Origin of the sequence: Aliiroseovarius sp. S1339 (genome assembly GCF_023195695.1) — a bacterium.
GTDB lineage: Bacteria > Pseudomonadota > Alphaproteobacteria > Rhodobacterales > Rhodobacteraceae > Aliiroseovarius.
Genome location: NZ_JALPQG010000001.1, coordinates 304607 through 323453, shown reverse-complemented (window position 1 = coordinate 323453; position 18847 = coordinate 304607). Strand labels below are relative to the sequence as shown.

General features: G+C 60.3%; 15 protein-coding genes. 5 read left to right on the top strand and 10 right to left on the bottom strand.

Going from position 1 to position 18847, the window contains the following annotated elements:
- Positions 1–175: 175 nt before the first annotated feature.
- Positions 176–1057, top strand: coding sequence for an outer membrane protein assembly factor BamD (locus MUY35_RS01405; protein ID WP_248363829.1), 882 nt, complete (start codon positions 176–178; stop codon positions 1055–1057).
- A 39-nt stretch (positions 1058–1096) separates the two neighbouring features.
- Entirely contained in the window at positions 1097–2749 is a 1653-nt protein-coding gene (recN, locus tag MUY35_RS01400; protein ID WP_248363292.1) for a DNA repair protein RecN, read from the top strand.
- A 9-nt stretch (positions 2750–2758) separates the two neighbouring features.
- Here the strand turns inward: recN and MUY35_RS01395 are convergent, their stop codons facing one another.
- Complete coding sequence (locus MUY35_RS01395; protein WP_248363290.1) at positions 2759–4129, bottom strand: FAD-linked oxidase C-terminal domain-containing protein; 1371 nt, start codon at positions 4127–4129, stop codon at positions 2759–2761.
- Positions 4130–4205: 76 nt separating this feature from the next.
- On the opposite strand from MUY35_RS01395, the gene MUY35_RS01390 reads away from it, so the two are divergent.
- Complete coding sequence (locus MUY35_RS01390) at positions 4206–5894, top strand: chloride channel protein (RefSeq protein WP_248363288.1); 1689 nt, start codon at positions 4206–4208, stop codon at positions 5892–5894.
- Positions 5895–5937: 43 nt separating this feature from the next.
- On the opposite strand, the gene rsmA is transcribed toward MUY35_RS01390, so the two are convergent.
- From rsmA to lptF, 6 genes are all read right to left on the bottom strand, one after another.
- Positions 5938–6777: a 16S rRNA (adenine(1518)-N(6)/adenine(1519)-N(6))-dimethyltransferase RsmA gene (rsmA, locus tag MUY35_RS01385; RefSeq protein WP_248363286.1), complete on the bottom strand. Its 840-nt coding sequence runs from the start codon at positions 6775–6777 to the stop codon at positions 5938–5940.
- On the bottom strand, positions 6774–7775 hold the full coding sequence (gene pdxA, locus MUY35_RS01380) for a 4-hydroxythreonine-4-phosphate dehydrogenase PdxA (protein ID WP_248363284.1): 1002 nt from the start codon (positions 7773–7775) through the stop codon (positions 6774–6776). The genes rsmA and pdxA overlap by 4 nt, the downstream gene beginning before the upstream one ends.
- Positions 7772–9058: a peptidylprolyl isomerase gene (locus MUY35_RS01375; RefSeq protein WP_248363282.1), complete on the bottom strand. Its 1287-nt coding sequence runs from the start codon at positions 9056–9058 to the stop codon at positions 7772–7774. The genes pdxA and MUY35_RS01375 overlap by 4 nt, the downstream gene beginning before the upstream one ends.
- 62 nt (positions 9059–9120) lie before the next feature.
- Entirely contained in the window at positions 9121–11271 is a 2151-nt protein-coding gene (gene lptD, locus MUY35_RS01370) for an LPS assembly protein LptD (protein ID WP_248363280.1), read from the bottom strand.
- On the bottom strand, positions 11271–12368 hold the full coding sequence (gene lptG, locus MUY35_RS01365) for an LPS export ABC transporter permease LptG (protein ID WP_248363278.1): 1098 nt from the start codon (positions 12366–12368) through the stop codon (positions 11271–11273). The genes lptD and lptG overlap by 1 nt, the downstream gene beginning before the upstream one ends.
- A complete protein-coding gene (gene lptF / locus MUY35_RS01360) occupies positions 12365–13564 on the bottom strand; it encodes an LPS export ABC transporter permease LptF (protein ID WP_248363276.1) in 1200 nt (399 codons plus the stop codon). The genes lptG and lptF overlap by 4 nt, the downstream gene beginning before the upstream one ends.
- Before the next feature lie 96 nt (positions 13565–13660).
- On the opposite strand from lptF, the gene MUY35_RS01355 reads away from it, so the two are divergent.
- Together MUY35_RS01355 and MUY35_RS01350 are read left to right on the top strand one after the other, a co-directional pair.
- Positions 13661–15136 carry a leucyl aminopeptidase gene (locus MUY35_RS01355; RefSeq protein WP_248363274.1) on the top strand — a complete coding sequence of 492 codons (1476 nt, stop codon included), beginning with the start codon at positions 13661–13663 and terminating at the stop codon, positions 15134–15136.
- Positions 15137–15140: 4 nt separating this feature from the next.
- The gene (locus MUY35_RS01350; protein ID WP_282569149.1) at positions 15141–15686 is read left to right on the top strand and encodes a DNA polymerase III subunit chi; all 546 of its coding nucleotides are present in this window, start codon (positions 15141–15143) and stop codon (positions 15684–15686) included.
- A 15-nt stretch (positions 15687–15701) separates the two neighbouring features.
- Here the strand turns inward: MUY35_RS01350 and MUY35_RS01345 are convergent, their stop codons facing one another.
- From MUY35_RS01345 to MUY35_RS01335, 3 genes are all read right to left on the bottom strand, one after another.
- Positions 15702–16289 (bottom strand): TIGR02281 family clan AA aspartic protease, encoded by a 588-nt coding sequence (locus MUY35_RS01345; RefSeq protein WP_248363272.1) that lies wholly within the window; start codon positions 16287–16289, stop codon positions 15702–15704.
- A gap of 75 nt (positions 16290–16364) precedes the next feature.
- Positions 16365–16988 (bottom strand): MarC family protein, encoded by a 624-nt coding sequence (locus MUY35_RS01340; protein ID WP_248363270.1) that lies wholly within the window; start codon positions 16986–16988, stop codon positions 16365–16367.
- A 2-nt stretch (positions 16989–16990) separates the two neighbouring features.
- The gene (locus tag MUY35_RS01335; protein ID WP_248363268.1) at positions 16991–18847 is read right to left on the bottom strand and encodes an ABC-F family ATP-binding cassette domain-containing protein; all 1857 of its coding nucleotides are present in this window, start codon (positions 18845–18847) and stop codon (positions 16991–16993) included.

The window sequence follows — 18847 nt, the reverse complement described above, 5'->3', positions numbered from 1 at the left end:
GGCACCGGTGATGATCCGCGTGAATTTGGGCAAAGCAAAAGCGTATCGCAAAGAACCTGTATTTCAGCTTTTTGCGAAACGCAGCGCGACATCTGAGCGTTGTGCACGTTTCACCTTGAAAGCCAGCGGCAATATCAAGGCGAAACGCTTTATCGGCGTAGCGCTGGTTTCGGGCATGGTTCTGTCGTCATGCGGTGGTGGCTCTGGCAGCCTGGGATTTGGCAGTCTTGGTGGTAGTTCGGGCGGCGGTGGCGGCTCGGGCGGCGGACGTGGTCTGTTTGGCGCGTTTTCCCAACCTGTCGAAAAAAAGCCGATTGATCAGTGGACTGCGGAAGAGATTTTCAAACGCGGCGAATATGATCTGGAACGCGGCGACCCGTCCGAGGCCGCCAAATGGTTCGGCGAAGTTGAACGCCTTTATCCCTATTCCGAATGGGCCAAACGCGGACTGATCATGCAGGCCTTTGCCTTCCATGAGGACCGCGACTACGAACAATCGCGCGCCAGTGCACAGCGCTATATCGACTTCTATCCGGCCTCCGAGGATGCGGCCTATGCGCAATATCTGCTGGCGCTCAGCTATTATGACCAGATTGACGAGATTGGCCGCGATCAGGGTCTGACCTATCAGGCTCTGCAAGCCTTGCGCGCGGTCATCGAACGCTATCCTGACACCGAATACGCAAAATCGGCGATCCTGAAATTCGATCTTGCCTTTGACCACTTGGCGGCGAAGGAAATGGAAATCGGGCGCTATTATCTGAAGCGCAAGCATTACTCGTCAGCGATCAATCGCTTCCGTGTGGTGGTCGAGCAGTTCCAGACAACAACCCATGTGGCCGAGGCCTTGCACCGACTGGTGGAAGGCTATCTGTCGCTTGGGCTGGTTAATGAAGCACAGACCGCCGGTGCGATTCTGGGTCACAACTTCCAATCGACCCAGTGGTATGAAAGCAGCTATCGTCTGCTGACTAAGGCCGGGCTGAAGCCCGAAGCAAAAGGCAACAACTGGCTGAACGGGATTTACCGCCAGCTGGTCAAGGGCGAATGGCTCTGATCCCTCACGGGGGCAGAGCAACGCACGACCGAGGGCATTATGCTGCGTGGTCTTGATATCCGTGACCTTCTGATCATCGACCGGTTGGAGCTTGAGTTCCAGCCGGGCCTGAACGTGTTGACTGGTGAAACCGGCGCGGGCAAATCCATTCTGCTGGACAGCCTGGGTTTCGTTCTGGGTTGGCGCGGGCGGGCGGACCTTGTGCGCGCGGGTGCCGAACAGGGCGAAGTGACGGCGATATTCGATTTACCGGACGGTCATCCGGCCCGCGCGGTGCTCGACGATGCCGGGATGCCGGTTGAGGACGAATTGGTGTTGCGCCGCGTGAACCGAGCCGATGGACGCAAGACGGCGTGGGTGAACGACAGACGTGCCTCGGGAGAGGTGCTGCGCGCCCTGTCTGATACGCTTGTGGAACTGCATGGCCAGCAGGATGACCGCGGGCTTTTGAACCCGCGCGTGCACCGCCAATTGCTGGATGAATTCGGCGGGCATGGCGCGCAGCTTGACGCCACCCGCACCGCTTGGCGCGATCTGTCGCGCGCGCAACGGGCATTGGATCGGGCACGTGCTGATCTGGAAGCCGCACAGGCCGAGGAAGAATTTCTACGCCACGCCGTTGGCGAGTTGGACACGCTGGCACCGATGTCCGGCGAGGATGCCGAACTCGACAGTCGTCGCCGGCTGATGCAGGCCGCCGAACGGATTGGTGAAGACATCACCAAAGCCCACCAAGCGCTTGGCGCGGGCGAGGGCGCTGAGGCCCGGATGGGCGATGCGCTCAGGTGGCTGGAAGGCGTGGCCGATCAGGCAGGCGAAACGCTCGACGCGCCGATTTCAGCCCTTGGCCGCGCGTTGTCCGAACTGGGCGATGCGGTGCAGGGCGTTGAGGCGGCGATGGAATCGCTCACCTTCAACCCGCATGAGCTTGAGACTGTCGAAGAACGTCTGTTCGCAATCCGTGCCATGGCCCGCAAGCATAAGGTCGCGCCAGATGATCTTGGGGCGTTTGCGGAAGACTTGCGCGCGCGCCTTGTAGCGCTGGACGCGGGCGTCGGCGCGATTGCCGGTCTGGAACAGGACGTGGCAGACGCGCAGGCGCGTTATGATACCACCGCCACAAAACTGACCCGCGCCCGCACGGCGGCGGCCAAGGATCTGGACAAGGCGATGTCGGGCGAACTTGCGCCGCTCAAGATGGAACGCGCGGTGTTCACCACAGCGCTGAGCGTCGCGGATGGCGGACCCGAGGGGCGCGATCAGGTGACCTTCACTGTCGCCACCAACCCCGGCGCACCCTCCGGCCCACTAAACAAGATCGCCTCAGGGGGTGAGCTTAGCCGCTTCTTGCTGGCGTTGAAGGTCTGCCTGACTCGCGAAGCCGACGGGCTGACCATGATCTTTGACGAAATTGACCGGGGTGTCGGCGGTGCGACGGCCGACGCCGTGGGGCGTCGTCTTTCGGCTTTGTCGGATGGCGGGCAGGTGTTGGTTGTGACCCACAGCCCGCAAGTCGCCGCTTTGGGCGATCATCATTGGCAGGTGCAGAAATCGGTGATGGACGGCATGACACGGTCCACGGTGTTGGCGTTGGACGATGCGGCGCGGGTGGACGAGGTGGCGCGCATGATCTCGGGCGATACGATCACCGAGGCTGGCCGGGCGGCGGCGAAAGAACTGCTGGGCGGCTAGACCGGATCACTATTGCGGCACAAGCTTTCCGGGGTTCAGAATCCCGCTCGGGTCCAGCGCCGACTTGATGTCACCCATCACTGACCATGCCGCGCCATGCTCAGAGTCCATCAAATCCAGCTTGCCCATGCCGATGCCATGCTCGCCCGTAATGGTGCCGCCCATCGTAAGGGCGCGCTCGCTCATCCTAGTGGCAAGGGCTTTGGCGGTGGCTTTTTCAGCTGCGTTGCCGTCTTCAATCAATAAGATCGCGTGGAAGTTCCCGTCGCCCACATGACCAAGGATCGGTCCAAGAAGCCCTGAGGCGGCGATGTCCGCCTGCGTTTCCTCGACTGCCTGCGCCAGTTTCGAGATCGGCACGCAGATATCTGTCACCACCGCCCGCGCGCCGGGTCGCAGTGATAGGACGGCATAAAATGCGTGGTGGCGGATTTTCCAAAGCGCGTTGCGGTCTTCGGTGCGGGTTGCATGTTTGTATGCGGTCGCGCCGAAATCTTCCACGACCTCGCCAAACCCCTCGCTGGCCTCAGTCACGGCGGCGGGGCTTCCGTGAAATTCGACCAGCAAATGCGGGCATTCCGGCATATCCGTGCCGGCATAGCCATTGAAGGCGCGCGCGGTGTCGGCGTCGACGAACTCGATCCGTGCCATGGGGATGCCCATCTGGATGACTTGCTGAACAGCTCCGACAGCCGCCGCCATATCGGCAAAAGCGCAAATGCCCGCATTGATCTGCTCGGGGATACCATGCAGCCGCAGGGTCAGTTCGGTGATGACACCCAATGTGCCCTCTGACCCAAGAAACAACGCGGTCATATCATAGCCCGACGCCGATTTCGCCGCGCGCGATCCGGTTTTGATGATCCGCCCATCTGCCAGCACAACAGTCAGGCCCAGCACATTGTCACGCATCGACCCATAGCGCACGGTGGTGGTGCCAGACGCCCGCGTCGCTGCCATCCCGCCGATTGACGCATTCGCCCCCGGGTCGACCGGAAAGAAGACGCCCAGCGTGCGCAGCTCATGGTTCAGATCTTCGCGGGTCAAGCCGGGCTGGACGACCGCGATCATGTCACCGGGGTCGGCCGTGACGACTGCATTCATGCGCGACATGTCCAGACACAACCCACCCAAAGGCGCGCTCGTGTGTCCCTCAAGCGACGTGCCCGCACCATATGGAATTACCGGAACTTCCGCGCCGTGGCACAGTTTCAGGATGCGACTTACCTCGTCCGTGGTTTCCGGCCAGACCACCGCATCGGGTGGGGTGGGGGCGAAATGGCTTTCGGATGCGCCATGGTGCAACAGATCGGACTTGGAGCGGCTGAGCCGATCGCCTAGCATGGACGAAAGCTCGGTTAACACGGTGTCGATGGTCATCCCATCCTCCCCAGCAAAGCCGGAACAACTTATGGTAAATGCGTGATCTTGGGAAGGGCCGCGCGGGCGGGGGACCATGCCTAATCGGCTAAAATTGTTCTTAGATCGCGCGTGGCGGGATTTGGTCGGGCGAGCCTCTACCGGTTGGCATATTCTGGCTCAAAAAGGGCCAAGCCAACTTCAGTTTTGGTTGATTGCCCTGATAATCGGGATCGCGTCGGGATTTGCCGCTTTGGGGTTTCGAAAGGGGATCGAAACGCTTCAGGCCGCGCTGTATGGCACCGATGATCTGGCGCATCTGCACAGCTTTGCCGGCACATTGCCGTGGTATTGGGTGCTGCTGATCCCTGCATTTGGCGGGCTGGCGGTCGGGATCATCCTGAATTGGTTTACCCATGACGGCCGCGTGCGCGCCGTGGCAGACGTGATCGAAGGCGCCGCCCTGTGGGATGGACGGGTTGAAAAACGCGCGGGGCTGGGTTCGGCGCTGGCGTCCATGATTACGCTGTCGACCGGTGGCTCTTCAGGTCGAGAAGGTCCGGTTGTGCACCTAGCCGCGGTGATTTCCAGCTGGGTGTCCGCGCGGATCAACGCAAACGGCGTGACGGGCCGTGATCTGCTGGGCTGCGCCGTGGCAGCTGCCGTTTCTGCCAGTTTCAACGCACCGATTGCCGGGGCGCTGTTCGCGTTAGAGGTTGTCTTGCGCCACTTCGCCGTGCACGCCTTTGCGCCCATCGCCATCGCGTCGGTGGCCGGGACTGTGATCAACCGGATCGAATATGGCGGCGTGACCGAATTCATCCTGCCTGCCGAGGGGTCGTTGGACTTTTACGTCGAACTGCCAGCCTTTTTGATCCTTGGTATTGTCTGCGGTGTGGTTGCGGTCGTTCTGATGCGGGCGATTTTCTGGGCCGAGGATGTTGGCAGTTCGGTGCAGAAACAATTGCGGCTTCCAAAAGTTCTGCGGCCAGCATTCGCCGGGTTGATCCTTGGCGCGATTGCCATCTGGTACCCGCATATCATCGGTGTTGGGTATGAAACGACCTCGGCTGCATTGACGGGGGGGCTGGGGCTGCACCTGGCCATCACCTATGTCGTCGTGAAGGTTGCGGCGGTGGCGATCACCATGGCCGGGCGCATGGGTGGCGGAGTTTTTTCACCCGCCCTGATGGTCGGCGCGCTGACCGGGTTGGCGTTTGGGATCGTGGCGACCGCTGTCTTTCCCGACGTGTCCGGGTCCGAAACGCTGTATGCCCTTGCGGGTATGGGGGCCGTGGCGGCGGCGGTTCTTGGTGCGCCAATCTCGACCACGCTGATTGTGTTTGAACTGACGGGCGACTGGCAGACAGGCATTGCCGTGATGGCCGCGGTGTCCATATCCACAGCTTTGGCCAGCCGGTGGGTGGACCGCAGTTTCTTCCTGACCCAGTTAGAGCGGCGCGGCATTCACCTTGCCGCCGGTCCGCAGGCTTATCTGCTGTCCACAGTGCGCGTCGCGTCGATCATGCGAGACCGCGAACACGCGCGCGCGGCGGGCGAGGAGACATGTTGGGAACTGATCGAACAAGGCGTTTACGTCGACGGCAATGCCACATTGGAAGCGGTGATGCCAATGTTTGAAATCTCAGGCGCGCAGTTTATTCCCGTCGTGACGCTGGGCGGTGAGGGCGATCCGCCCGAACTGTGGGGCGCGGTGTTTCATGTGGACGCGTTGAAAGCCTTCAACCGCGTGTTGGCGGACACGGCGGCAGAGGAGCATAGCTGAGGCTGTTCAGGGGCTGTTCGCTTGGCGGGATAGTCGAGACTTTTCAGGAGGACAGCGCGCGGCTGAGGGCGCAAAATTCCTCGATCCCGATTTCTTCGGCGCGCGAGGTCGGTTTGATGCCAACCGATGTCAGCACATCCTCGATCTGCGGGTGAAGGCCTTTCAACGAGCCGCGCAGCATCTTGCGACGTTGTCCAAATGCTTTTGCGACAAGGGTTTGCAGCTTGTCCGCGTCCGCCTCGAAACGCGGGGCGGGCAGGGCGTCGAAATGGACCACAGCGGAATGGACCTTGGGCGGCGGGATGAATGCTTCGGGTGGCAGCTCCATCACCACGCGCGGGGTGGTGCGCCATTGGGCCAACACCGCAAGGCGGCCATACTTCTTTGATCCGGGTTGGGCGACGATCCGTTCGGCGACTTCCTTTTGGAACATCAGCGTCAGACTGTCCCAGACTGGCGGCCAGCTTGGCGGCGTCAGCCAGCGGACAAGAAGCTCGGTCCCAATATTATAGGGCAAGTTGGCCACGATGCGGATCGGTGGGGACAAGTGTTCCAACGGGTCAAGGTCCAACGCGTCGGCATTGATAATCTGCAACCTGTCTGGATAGATCGCTTGAATTTCGGCCAACGGGGCCATCGCGCGGCTGTCTTTTTCCACGGCGAGCACTTTGCGCGCCCCTTCGACCAGCAGCCCACGGGTCAACCCGCCGGGGCCGGGGCCGATTTCAAGCACGTCAGAATTGCTGAGGTCGCCCGCCAGGCGCGCGATTTTGGCGGTCAGGTTCAGGTCGAGCAGGAAGTTTTGCCCCATGGATTTCTTGGCAATCAGGCCATGGGTCGCAATGACCTCGCGCAGCGGGGGAAGGCCGTCAATCTGGCTCATGTAAGACGTTCCTGTCGGGTGCGGCCCATTTGGTGGGCCATGCGCAAAGCGGCGATCAGCGAGCTTGGGTCAGCTTTGCCTGTGCCCGCAATGTCAAACGCGGTGCCGTGGTCGGGCGACGTGCGCACGAAGGGCAAGCCGAGCGTGACGTTGACACCGCCCGCGAAGTCGATGGTCTTGATCGGGATCAGGGCTTGGTCGTGATACATGCAGACTGCCGCGTCATAACCCGCGCGGGCCGCGGCGTGAAACATGGTGTCGGCGGATAGCGGTCCGATCAGGTCAAATCCGTCTGCGCGTAAGCCGTCCAGTAAAGGCGCGATCATGTTGATCTCGTCCATCCCCATCGCGCCGCCTTCGCCTGCATGGGGGTTCAGACCTGCGACGGCAATGCGCGGCGATGTCAGGCCAAAATCGTGGATCAATGCCGCATGGGTGGTTTGGATGACTTGCTTCAGAAGCTTGGGCGTCAGCGCGGCGGGCACTTCGGACAGGGCGATGTGGATGGTGGCGGGAACGACGCGCAGACCTTCGCACGTCAGCATCATCACCACATCTGCGCCACCGGCCAGATGGGCGAGGAATTCAGTATGGCCGGGAAAGGCAAAGCCCGCGCCATCTTTTAGGGCCTTCTTGTGGATCGGGTTGGTGCAGACCGCGAGCGCCTCGCCTGTTTGGGTCAGGTGGACGGCGCGTTCGATCACTTTGATCACATGTTGAGCCTGCGAAGGCTGTGGCTGTCCGGCGCTGCGCGCGCCGCCGAAATCATGCGGCAGGACGGGCAGCGAGGGCGCAGTGATTGCGTCGATTGGCGCGGCGATTTCAGTGAATGCTGTGTCTATTGGCAGGTGCGCGGGGTCGCCGATCAGAAAGAACGGAACCTCGCCTTTCAAAGTCGCGAAGGCCGGGCCTGCGATATCCGGGCCGATCCCTGCAGGTTCGCCCATGGTCAGCGCCACCGGCAGCAAGGTGCCCGAGGGCCGCGCGTTGGGGGTCATTGGCCGGTGTAGTCTTCGATATAAGCCGCCGCTTTCAGCTCGTCCAAATAGGCGTTGGCGAAGCTTTGCAGGCGTTGGTTTTGCAATTGCAGCTTAATGTCTTCACGGCTGATTTCTTCAGGCAGGTCGCGGCTGCGCGAACACAGCATCAGGAACACAAGGTTCTGACCGGACGCCGAGGTCAGACCGGTCGACACCTCGCCTTCATCAAGTTTGGCCAGTTCCAGCGCATAGTTGGACGGAACCTGACCCATCGGAAGGGCTTCACGCTGCAATTGCGAGGGCGGCAGATCCTTGGCGACGCCGTAAAGGTCATCGCAGCGGTCCACCTTGGCGCGGATTTTAGCAGCCTCGGTTAGTGTTTTTTCGGTGCGACCGCCGGGCAGCAACAGAGTGGCGTAATCGACGGTCACACTGGTTGGCGTGGGCGTGTCTGTTTCTTCAATCGCGCGCAATTGGAAAACCGCGACGCCGTTCTTGACGGGAATCGGATCGCTGACATGTCCGGGGGCAAGTGGCAGGATTTGGGCGGCGACGGCAGGCGGAAGGTTCGACAGGTCCATCCATTCCAGCCGACCAGACCGTCCGCGTGACGGTGCCACAGAATATTGCCGCGCCGCCGAGGCAAACGCGGGCAGGGTGGTGATCTGGCTGAGTTCCGAGGCGCGGGCATTGGATATTTGCATCTGCGCAGGCGTTTGCGCGGGCAGGATGATTTCTGACAGAAGGACGCGCACACCAGCGCCGGGACGTGTCAGCGCAAGTTGGCGATCGACCTCGTCATCGGTGACTTGAACGCGCCCGGCCCAGCGGGCACGCACGACGGCGCGCCATGCAACCCCGCCCGAGACGAAATCGCGAAAGGTTTCGGGTGCAATACCGGCCTGTGCGATGACCTTGTTGAAGGTCTCGACATCCATGTTGAACCGGCCGGTGAATTCCTCCATGCCCGCAAGCACTTCTTCAGCCGTGGGCTTCACGTCCACAAGCTCGGCGGCTTGGCGTTGCAGTGCCTCGTTGGTCAGCTGCTCCATCGCAAGTTCGTTCAGGTTGCCCGGCGCTTTCAGGATGGTCAGGAAGGCCATGCGCTGCGACAGCTCATAGGCGGTGATCACGCGATCATTGATTTTCTTGACCGGGGCGAAAAGGTTCTGCGCCGTCGCACTTGAGGCACCCAGTGTCATCGCGATCAGCAGGCCAGCCACAAGAGTTGCGGCGATACGCTGTGCCCAGCGGGGGTTCGCTATCGTCCTGGTGCGGATGTTGATCATGCGTTTCGCCATTTTTCTGTCCGATCTGCTCTTCGTCATCTCAATCTTCGGTTCCGGTCAATCGACTGCCTGTTTCAGCCGCCGCATTTATGGGCTGTCTTGCCGCGCGCGCCGCCAAAACCGGTCAGTTCGACCTTAAAGCCGAAATCCGTTGTTGGCGTCACATTAGTCGAGGATGTGAAACGACGCGAGAGGGAAACATCCACAAAAAGGCATTCATTTTGATACTGCAGACCCAACCCGGCGCGGGTGGCTTGACGGGCTTCCAGATCAAAGCTGCCATCTGCGGACACACGCCAGAAGTCGCTGAACTGATATGACCCGTCCAGGCGCAGCTCGTGGGTCGGGTCCGGGCGGTTTTCGGCGATGTCCTCGATCACCCAGATATGGGCGGCGCTGACCTCAAAATCCTCGGCCAGATAGGCGGCGCGGGTTTCCGATTTGGTGATTGCGAAATCGTCGTCCAGCAGGGCACGGCCCTGCAGCGCGAACCGCCCGCCCATGTTCACATGCGCCCCCAACAACCAGTCCGAGCGGTCGCCCGCCAGCCCTGATGCGTTGGTAAATTGATCAAACCCGCCTTCCCGAAACACCCGACCTGCGGCCAGCGTGAACGCCCAGCCTGACGGTGAATGACGTGTCCAGCTTAACCCAACGGCGGCGCGTGCGCCGTCTTCGCGCCGGTCTTGTCCGGGAAAGCGGTTCAGGTCAAACAGGTTGGCCTCGTCAAATTCGACAAAAACGCTGTCTTCATTGGGGACGTCGGCGCCGACCTGTTCGGACCATGCGATATGCGCAATGGGCTCTAATATGTCAACCGCGCCCGAGGATGTTACCCGCGACATCGGCCAGCGCAGCGTGACACCGGCGGATGGGGCGGCAAAGCTCTGCTCGGACACAAAGCGGCTGTCTTGTTCGATCCAGTAGACATTGGCGTCAACGCCTGCTTCAGCTTCGATCACGATCCCGGCGGGGCCAACCCAATCGCGATGCCAGCTAAGCCCTGCGCCAAGCCGGGCCACATCGCGGCCAAGGATGTCAGCGCTGCTTTCGCGGAAGTGGGCCTGCCACGACAGGTTTCCGCGCACTTCGCCCCCCAGCCAGGGCGGGAACAGGCGGCGTTCGTAAAACGTGTCAATCTGCGCGAAGGGCAGCTGGTCAAAGATCGGAAGCTCGGATTCGCGCAACGTGTCATAGCGGGTGATCCCACCGAAGACGAATTCGTCACGGCGCGCGCGCATCACAGTGATGGCATTGCGCAATCTGTCCTGATCGGAATAGCCGTAATCCAGCAGATACGCGGGGTCCGAGACCTCTTGCAGCTCAAAGCTCAGCGTATAGTCGCGGGGCAGGGCAAACTGGCCCTTGCCGAACACGTAATACCGGGTCTGGTCAGGCAGGACGCTGTCTTGGCTGACCGCGCCGGTAAACATGATGTCGCCCGCGCGGAACGCTTGGCGGTATTGCAGTTCAAGCGTCGTGGTCTTGGCGGCCAGAAACGGCGACAAGGTGACATCTGCGTGATCGCCCAACCGCAGGAAAAACGGGGCGACAATGCCGACGCCCAGCGTCGAACTGGTGCGGATTTTCGGGGGCAAGAACCCGGTCGCCCGCTTTAGGGTCGGGTCGGGCAGCCGCAGGCGCGGCAGATAGAAGATCGGCACATCCGCAACCCGCACCTGTGCCCCATGGAAATAAAGCTGGCGCGCCTTTTCGTCATGCACCACGCGGTCGGCCCGGATTTGCCACAATGGCACCGGGTTGGACTTGCACACATGACAGGACGAGGCCGTCACACGCGACATCTGTGTATAGCGGTCGTTGACGCGATTGATCTGGGCGGCTGCGATCTGCAATTGTTCGTCCAGCACCAGACGCGCGCTTTTCAGGATGCCATTGCGCAGGTCTGACGACAGTTCGGCCGCCTCGGCAACCAGCACTGTTCCATCTTCGCGGGCAATGGTGATCGGCCCCTGAATGCTGAGTTTATCGGTTGCCTTTTCATAGACCACGCGCGTTGCGGTCAGACGCGTCCCCTCATACAGAACCACCACATTGCCCTGAGCGATCAGGGCGCCGTTCCCCTCAACCCGCACCGAGTCCGCAATCAAGCTGGCCTGTCCTGCCAACGCGGGAGGCGCGGACAGCGTGACAACAGCAGCGGCCATCGCGAGGCCTCGCCAAAGTGCCGACAGGCTGGTGCGAAGTTGGCGCAAAAGGCGCATCACCCGTCCTCCAGATGTAACAGAAGCCCCATGGGCATCATGATCGCGGCTATGGGCGGGGCCCATGCGGCCAATATGATGGGAATCTGTCCGTTCTCGCCCAAAATCTGGGCGAAGTTACGAATGAAATAAGCCCCGAAGCCCATCACCAGTGCCATCAATACCATGATCCCCGTACGCCCAAACCGCGTGTGGCGCATGGTGAAGCCCGCGCCGATCAGTACCATGGCGACCATGAAAAACGGCATCGCAAGCTCCATCTGAAACCAAACCTGATGCGCGCGCGCCGAAAAACCTGCGGCTTCCAACTGGCGGATAAAACGTGGCATTTCCCAGATCGAAATCGAACTTGGCTTGCCAAAGCTGTCGCGAATCTGGTCCTGTGTCAGGTTCGAGGACACGAGGTATTCGTCGTAAGCTTCGGCCTCCATCTCGGGATTGTCGGCGTTTTCCAAGTCCCAGACCTTGGCCTTGGTCAACGCCCACTGGCCGGGCTCTAGTTTGGCGGTTTGCGCCTCAATCCGCAGGGTGGGAAGGCCGTCGGGCGCAAATGAGAAGAAGGTAACGCCCGACAGGCTGGTGCCCTCCAGATCAGATCGAACGGCGCGGATCACCGTTTGGCCATCCTCGTTGCCCTGCCGAAGCCAAACCCCTTCGGTTGAAATGGACAGGACCGAGCCGCCGGTGCCCTTGTATTGCGCGGAAATGCGCTCGTATTTCTTTGATGTTGCAGCCGCGATCGGGTTGCCGACGGCCACCGCGATCACGCCAAAAAGAAACACCGCCAGTGCAGGCGATACCAGCGTGTTCAGGGCTGACCGGCCCGCGGCGCGTGTCACAACCATTTCCGAGCTGCGCGACAGGCTCAGAAACATCCAAAGCGTCGCCAGAATGACGATCAGCGGCAGGATGCGATATATCCACACCGGGGCATTCAGAAGGGTAAGACCCAGAATGTTGCCAAACCCCACCGCAGCAGCATCGAACCGACGCATGCTTTCCACCATATCCAGCAGCACGAAGATCATGCCCAGTACGACCAGCATGGTCAGGAAGGCAAACATGAACCGGCGCGCGATATACAGGTGCAGCTTCATACCGTGCCTCCGGCGGGCAAGCGGGTCATTTCACGCAGCGTGCGTCGGCGCAGGCGCATGTCGCTTGGCGACGGACGGCTGGCCATGTTCAGCACCACGATATTGAAAAGCGCGCCGACAACAGTCGCAACATAGACAAGCCACAAGCTGCCATCTGCGCGGCGCGCCAGATCAAGCATCGTATTGTCCAGAGTCTGCAATAGCGCAACCGCGCCAAGCGCCATGACAACTTGCCGCCATAGCCCAAATCGGCTGAACCCCGCGACGATCAACATGGAAAACCCGGTTATCGCAGTGACAATAGAATACAATGCCTGAGCGTTGCGGAAATGGCCCTCGGCGCGCAGGGCGGCGCGGGTTTCACCCGTCTCGGTCAGGGTGGCGGCGGGCGGGTTCAGCAGTTCCGAGGTATAAATTTGGGTCACCGTGCGGTCGCCCCCAATCGGCCCCGTCAGAAGGGCCGAGATGTCATAGGTGAAGTTTTTGAACCCTGTGGTCGACAGACGTTGGCTATTGCTGTTCAAGACCTGCGCCAGACCATCGAACATGATCAAACGTGGCCCTGCATCGGTGCGCAGGATCAGGGCTTTTTTCGCGGTATAAGTATATTTCTGTGCCGGATCGCGTTCGTCCGACAGGAAGATGTCTTTCAGCTCGCCCGCCGCGCTGATCTCGCGAATATACAGGGTGACGCCTTCGACAGGATGCACAAAACTGCCTTCGGTCAGGAAGCGGGCCGTGATGTTTTCTGCGACCTCGGCCTGACGCTCGGCAAAGCGAAGTTGGCTCATCGGAACCAGAACATGGGTCAGGACCAGCATGAACAGCGCGGTGAACACACCGAAGACCAGAACAGGTCGCGCTAAGCGGAAGGCGCCAAAGCCCGCGGCCTGCGCCACCACAAGCTCACTTTCCGAATTCAGCCGGTTTGTCACCGAAACCGCTGCCGCGAACGACGCAATCGGGATGATAAAGACGATCACGCCGGGCACAATCATCGCCGAGAATTCCAAAAACACCATTGCGGTCTGCCCATTGGCAATCAACTGATCAAACAGCTTAACCGCCCGGTTCACCCAAAAAAGCAAAACCAGCACCAGCCCGTAAAAGCCAAACAGCAAAATAAGCTGCGACAGCATATAGCGGTCGAATCTGGCCACGTTACCCCCGGTGAACCCCAACATGTTGTGGTTCATTTTCTAGCCGATCCCATCGCCGGGGAAAACTGCTATCTGGTCATTCTTGGCGTGGCTGGCTAGGAATGGCAAAAGATTGCCTGAAAGGAATGTCATATGACGACCCCGATCCAGCCTGTTTTCAGCGAAGTAAACCTTGATCCCATCGGCGAACATGTTGGCCGCGTAGTGGTCGTTTTGTCCGAGCCGGGCAAGCTGCATCCGGCAGCACGCCGAGTCAACAAGCTGACCCGTGGCGCGTTGTTGCGCTTTGCCGAAAGTAAAGCGTTCGAGAAGATGAAAGACGGTGATGCACATGAACTGGCGTTTCCGACGGGCATGAAAGCCGAAGCTGTGCAGGTCGTCCGCCTTGCCCCACGCGCTGATCTGAATCTTGCGCGCAAGGCGGGCGGTGCCATTGGTAAGCATTTGGCCGGTAAGGATGTTCTGGTTTTGGCAGGCCCCGTCAAACACGCTGATGATCTGGCGCTTGGGGCGATCTTGCGTGCCTACGCGTTCAATGATCATAAGTCTGACAAGGACGCGGATGCGGGTGGGGGCAGCCTGAAACTCATGGTGTCGCGGGTCGACCAATTTGACGGCGCGAGCGAGCGGATCGCCGCACAGAGCGACGGTGTTTTCTTTGCCCGCGATCTGGTGAACGAGCCTGCCAACGTCCTGACCACCACTGAATTTGCCGACCGTCTGGTTGAGCTGAAGGGTCTTGGCCTGAAGGTCAAAGTGCTGGACGAGGCGGCGCTGGAAAAACTTGGCATGCGCGCGCTTCTGGCGGTCGGTCAGGGGTCCGAGGCTCCGTCGAAAGTGGTTGTCATGGAATGGATGGGCGGCGAAAAGGACATGGCCCCGCTTGCCTTGGTCGGCAAAGGCGTCGTGTTTGACACGGGCGGCATCAGCATCAAGCCCGCCGCTGGCATGGAAGATATGACCATGGATATGGGCGGCGCGGGCACGGTTGCAGGCGTCATGAAGACGCTGGCCACCCGCAAAGCCAAGGCCAACGTGGTTGGGCTGGTCGGTCTGGTTGAAAACATGCCGGACGGGCGCGCTCAGCGGCCCGGCGACATCGTGACCTCGATGAAGGGCGACACGATCGAGGTGATCAATACCGACGCCGAGGGTCGGCTCGTCCTGTGTGACGTGATGTGGTACGCGCAGGAAGAATACAAACCGGCTGGGATGATTGATCTTGCAACGCTAACCGGTGCGATCGTGATCGGTTTGGGCCATGAAAACACCGGCGTCTTCTCGAACGACGACACGCTTTGTGACGGGCTTCTGGACGCTGCAAAGGCAGAAGGTGAAGGCGCGTGGCGGATGCCGATGGGCCCCGGCTATGACCAACTGATCAAGTCGCACAAGGCGGACATGAAGAATGTCGGCGGTCGTCCCGCAGGGTCCATCACCGCCGCCCAATTCCTTGGTCGCTTCGTGAAAGACGGCCAGCCCTGGATCCACCTTGATATCGCGGGCACCGCACAGGTGGACCAAGACGGACCATTGCACCCGAAAGGGGCGACCGGCTGGGGTGTATTGGCGTTGAACCGTCTGGTTCAGGACATGTTCGAGGCCTGATGGGATGGCGGATACGGCAAATGAAACCTCAAGCGAGCAGGGTGCTTCGACAGAAACGGGCGGAGAGGTCCTTTTCTATCACATGACGCGCAGCCCGCTTGAGGCGACGTTGCCAACCTTGTTGCAAAAATCACTGGAAGCAGGCTGGAAGGTCTGCGTCCGGGGAACAGATGCAAAGCGGATCGACTGGCTGGATGAACGGTTGTGGACCACCACGGATGACGGGTTCCTGCCACACGGCAAAGCGGGTGGGCTGCATGAGGTCGATCAGCCTGTTTTGCTGACAACTGACGCTGAGATACCCAAAGGAACACCCAATGCAGCCAACGCCCTGATCTCGGTCGATGGGGCGTCGGTAAGTCGAGAAGAAATGACAACGCTGACCCGCGTCAGCATCCTGTTTGACGGCAACGACCCCGACGCCGTCGCCCATGCCAGATCGCAATGGAAAGAAGTTGTCGCAGCAGGGTGTACCGCGAAGTACTGGAGCCAGGAAAGCGGCCGCTGGGAAATGAAGGTCAGCACGCAAGGTGCAGAAAGCGAAGACTAAATTTCGGGCCAGACGTCAATCGCCGCGCGTTAGGATCAGCCTGTCCCGCTCAATCTCGATCTTTTCAAACCGTTGCAGATAGTCGTTGCCCAGCAGTGATCCCGGCATTTCGCCGTCATTTACCCAGACTTCGACGCCGAAATCCTCGATGCCCAGAAAATCAACACGCGCGATGCGGGCGGGGGCTGTGCGCACCGGGCCATTTGCGCTCATCGCGCGGCCAAAGAAGCGCAGCGCGTTCATTTGAACACCGGCCTTCAAAGCGTCCTCTTTCGTCAGAACGATCTGGCTGGCGCCGGTATCGACGACGAATTCGATGGGCTGGCCGTTCATCAATAAGGTGGCATAGAAATGGCCGTCACGCGCGCGCGGAAGCTCAATCTGTCCGGTTTCCTGCACAACGTTTTGACGCGGTGTGATGTCGTTTCGAATGTCCTGCCACAGCCCGACACCCGCCAACGCGCCGACGAAAATCAGTGCCCAGATCAGGGCGTGGCGGAAGGTTTGACCGATATTCTTGCGGTTTTCGGCAATGAAATACCCGCCGATTGCCGCCAATAGCAGTGTTAAATAGGCAATACGTGCATAGTCGTCGCCGGTCATCCTAAACTCCAAAACCCTTACCAAGAAGATATAGGAAGCCCGCCAGCGCTTGTCATCGGGGCAATGCGCCGCGTGTCAGCCCATCAGACCAAAGTCACGCAATCCTTCCAGCACGAACTGAACCGCCAAGGCGGCCAGAAGCATGCCCAACAGCCGGGTCACCACTTTGATCCCCGTTTCGCGCAACAGCCGTTCCAGTAGCGACGCCGCGTTAAACAGGATGAAGGCGATCAGAAGCACCAGTGCCATGACCGCCAATGCCAACCCGACACCTGCCAGCCCGTCGCCCTGACCTGACAGCAAGATCACCGTGGCAATCGAGCCGGGGCCAGCGATCAGGGGCATTGCCAGCGGAAACACGGATGGATCATCATCGCTGGCCACGCCTTCCTCGGACTGGTCCTTGCGTCGTTGGGTGCGCCGTTCAAACAACATGTCCAGTGCGGTCAGCAAAAGCAGAATGCCGCCGGAGATCCGAAATGCGGGCATCGAGATGCCAAGGAAGTTCAGCACCCCTTCGCCCAGAAACGCGAACAGCGTTAGGATCAGGGCTGAAATGGTGCAGGCCCTGAGCGCGATGGCGCGCCTCTGCGACGTCGTCTTGCCTTGCGTCAGCGCCATGAATAAAGGTGAAATGCCAATTGGGTCCATTACCACGAACAGGGTAACAAAAGCGGGCACGAAGAGGTCAAGTTCCATGCTTAACCCTCTGCTCTCTCTAGCTTATCCTGCGCGCGAAGCCACAGTTCTTCGGCGCGATCCAGCGCCTCGTGAACCTCGGCGTGTTTCTTTTGCCAAACCACAACTTCGTCTTTTCGCTCGGGCTCGTAAAGTTCTGGGTCGCCCAGCTTGGCATCCAGCTTGTCGCGCATCGCTTCCAGCTTTTCGACCCGTGCCTCCGCTTTGCGCAAATCGGCGCGCAGGGCAAGGATGGTGTCCCGGTCGGCGCGTTTCGGTTTCGGCTTGGGGGCTTTTGCCTTGGGCGGTTTCTTATCCTCATCCGTGGCAAGAAGCATCTTACGATAAGCCTGCAGGTCTTCCTCGTAGGGGGCGACATGCCCGTTTTTCACCAACCACAGGCGATCCGCCACCATGGACAGCAAATGCATGTCGTGGCTGACCAAAATCACCGCACCGCTATAGGCGGTCAGCGCTTCGACCAGCGCTTCGCGGCTTTCAATGTCCAAGTGGTTGGTCGGTTCATCAAGGATCAGCAAATGCGGGGCGGGCAGGGTGGCCAACAACAGCGACAGGCGCGCCTTTTGACCGCCAGACAGCCGCCCGACCTCGGTGTCGGCCTGATCCGGTCCCAGACCGAACCCCGCCAGACGGGCGCGCAGCTTTGCTTGTCCCTCGGCGGCGCGTTCGCGCATCAGGTGTTGCAGGGGCGTTTCGTCGACATACAGCTCCTCCACCTGATGCTGGGCGAAGAACCCGATGCGTAGTTTGTTCGAGGACACCATTGTGCCCTCCATCAGGTCCAATCGACCCGACAACAGTTTGGAGAGCGTGGATTTCCCTTCGCCGTTGCGCCCAAGCAGCGCGATGCGGTCGTCTTGATCAATGCGCAGGTTCAGATTGCGCAGAACAACGGTGTCGCCATAGCCCACAGCCGCGTTTTCGGTCGCGATGATGGGGGGCGGAAGCTCTTCGGGTTTGGGGAAGGTGAACACGGTACGCGCGGCATCTTCCGGCGCGCGAATGGTTTCCATTCGTTCCAGCGCTTTCACGCGCGATTGCGCCTGCTTCGCCTTTGATGCCTTGGCCTTGAAGCGATCCACAAACGCCTGCAAATGCGCACGCTGCGCGTCTTGTTTCTTGGCCGCGGACGCCAGAAGGGCACGTTTCTGTGCCCGCTGTTTGGCGAACATGTCATACGTTCCGGTGTAATAGATCAGCCCCTTGTCTTCGAGATGCAGAATGCCGCCCACCGATCGGTTGAGCAGCTCACGGTCGTGCGAGACGATCAGCACCGTGTGGGGGTATCTGACCAGATAAGCCTCAAGCCACAGCGCGCCTTCCAAATCCAGATAGTTGGTCGGTTCGTCCAGCAGCAGCAGGTCAGGCTCGGAAAACAGCACCGCCGCCAGTGCCACACGCATGCGCCACCCGCCGGAAAACGCCGAGCAGGGCATTTGCTGTTCGTCATGGGTAAAGCCAAGCCCCTTCAGGATCGAGGCCGCGCGCGCCTCGGCCGACCACGCGTCAATGTCAGACAGGCGGGTCTGAACCTCGGCGATGCGGGTCGGATCAGTGGCCGTTTCGGCTTCCGTCATCAGAGCTTCGCGTTCCGTATCTGCCCGCAAAACCGTGTCGATCAATGAGACCTCGTTGCCGGGCACTTCTTGGCTGACCCCGCCAATTTTCCAACCCTTGGGAAGCGAAACCTCGCCCGTGTCCAACCCCATCTCGCCGCGAATGATCCGAAACAGCGTCGTTTTGCCAGAGCCGTTGCGCCCCACCAGGCCCACCTTGTGGCCCGTCGGAATGGTCACCGAGGCGTTTTCAACCAAGGTGCGACCAGAGATGGAATATGTGATGTCTGAAATTCTAAGCAT

Coding starts and splice junctions, on each gene's coding strand:
- MUY35_RS01405 (WP_248363829.1), top strand. CDS start 176: ATGGTTCTGTCGTCATGCGGTGGTGGCTCTGGCAGCCTGGGATTTGGC.
- recN (WP_248363292.1), top strand. CDS start 1,097: ATGCTGCGTGGTCTTGATATCCGTGACCTTCTGATCATCGACCGGTTG.
- MUY35_RS01395 (WP_248363290.1), bottom strand. CDS start 4,129: ATGACCATCGACACCGTGTTAACCGAGCTTTCGTCCATGCTAGGCGAT.
- MUY35_RS01390 (WP_248363288.1), top strand. CDS start 4,206: ATGCCTAATCGGCTAAAATTGTTCTTAGATCGCGCGTGGCGGGATTTG.
- rsmA (WP_248363286.1), bottom strand. CDS start 6,777: ATGAGCCAGATTGACGGCCTTCCCCCGCTGCGCGAGGTCATTGCGACC.
- pdxA (WP_248363284.1), bottom strand. CDS start 7,775: ATGACCCCCAACGCGCGGCCCTCGGGCACCTTGCTGCCGGTGGCGCTG.
- MUY35_RS01375 (WP_248363282.1), bottom strand. CDS start 9,058: ATGGCGAAACGCATGATCAACATCCGCACCAGGACGATAGCGAACCCC.
- lptD (WP_248363280.1), bottom strand. CDS start 11,271: ATGCGCCTTTTGCGCCAACTTCGCACCAGCCTGTCGGCACTTTGGCGA.
- lptG (WP_248363278.1), bottom strand. CDS start 12,368: ATGAAGCTGCACCTGTATATCGCGCGCCGGTTCATGTTTGCCTTCCTG.
- lptF (WP_248363276.1), bottom strand. CDS start 13,564: ATGAACCACAACATGTTGGGGTTCACCGGGGGTAACGTGGCCAGATTC.
- MUY35_RS01355 (WP_248363274.1), top strand. CDS start 13,661: ATGACGACCCCGATCCAGCCTGTTTTCAGCGAAGTAAACCTTGATCCC.
- MUY35_RS01350 (WP_282569149.1), top strand. CDS start 15,141: ATGGCGGATACGGCAAATGAAACCTCAAGCGAGCAGGGTGCTTCGACA.
- MUY35_RS01345 (WP_248363272.1), bottom strand. CDS start 16,289: ATGACCGGCGACGACTATGCACGTATTGCCTATTTAACACTGCTATTG.
- MUY35_RS01340 (WP_248363270.1), bottom strand. CDS start 16,988: ATGGAACTTGACCTCTTCGTGCCCGCTTTTGTTACCCTGTTCGTGGTA.
- MUY35_RS01335 (WP_248363268.1), bottom strand. CDS start 18,847: ATGCTTAGAATTTCAGACATCACATATTCCATCTCTGGTCGCACCTTG.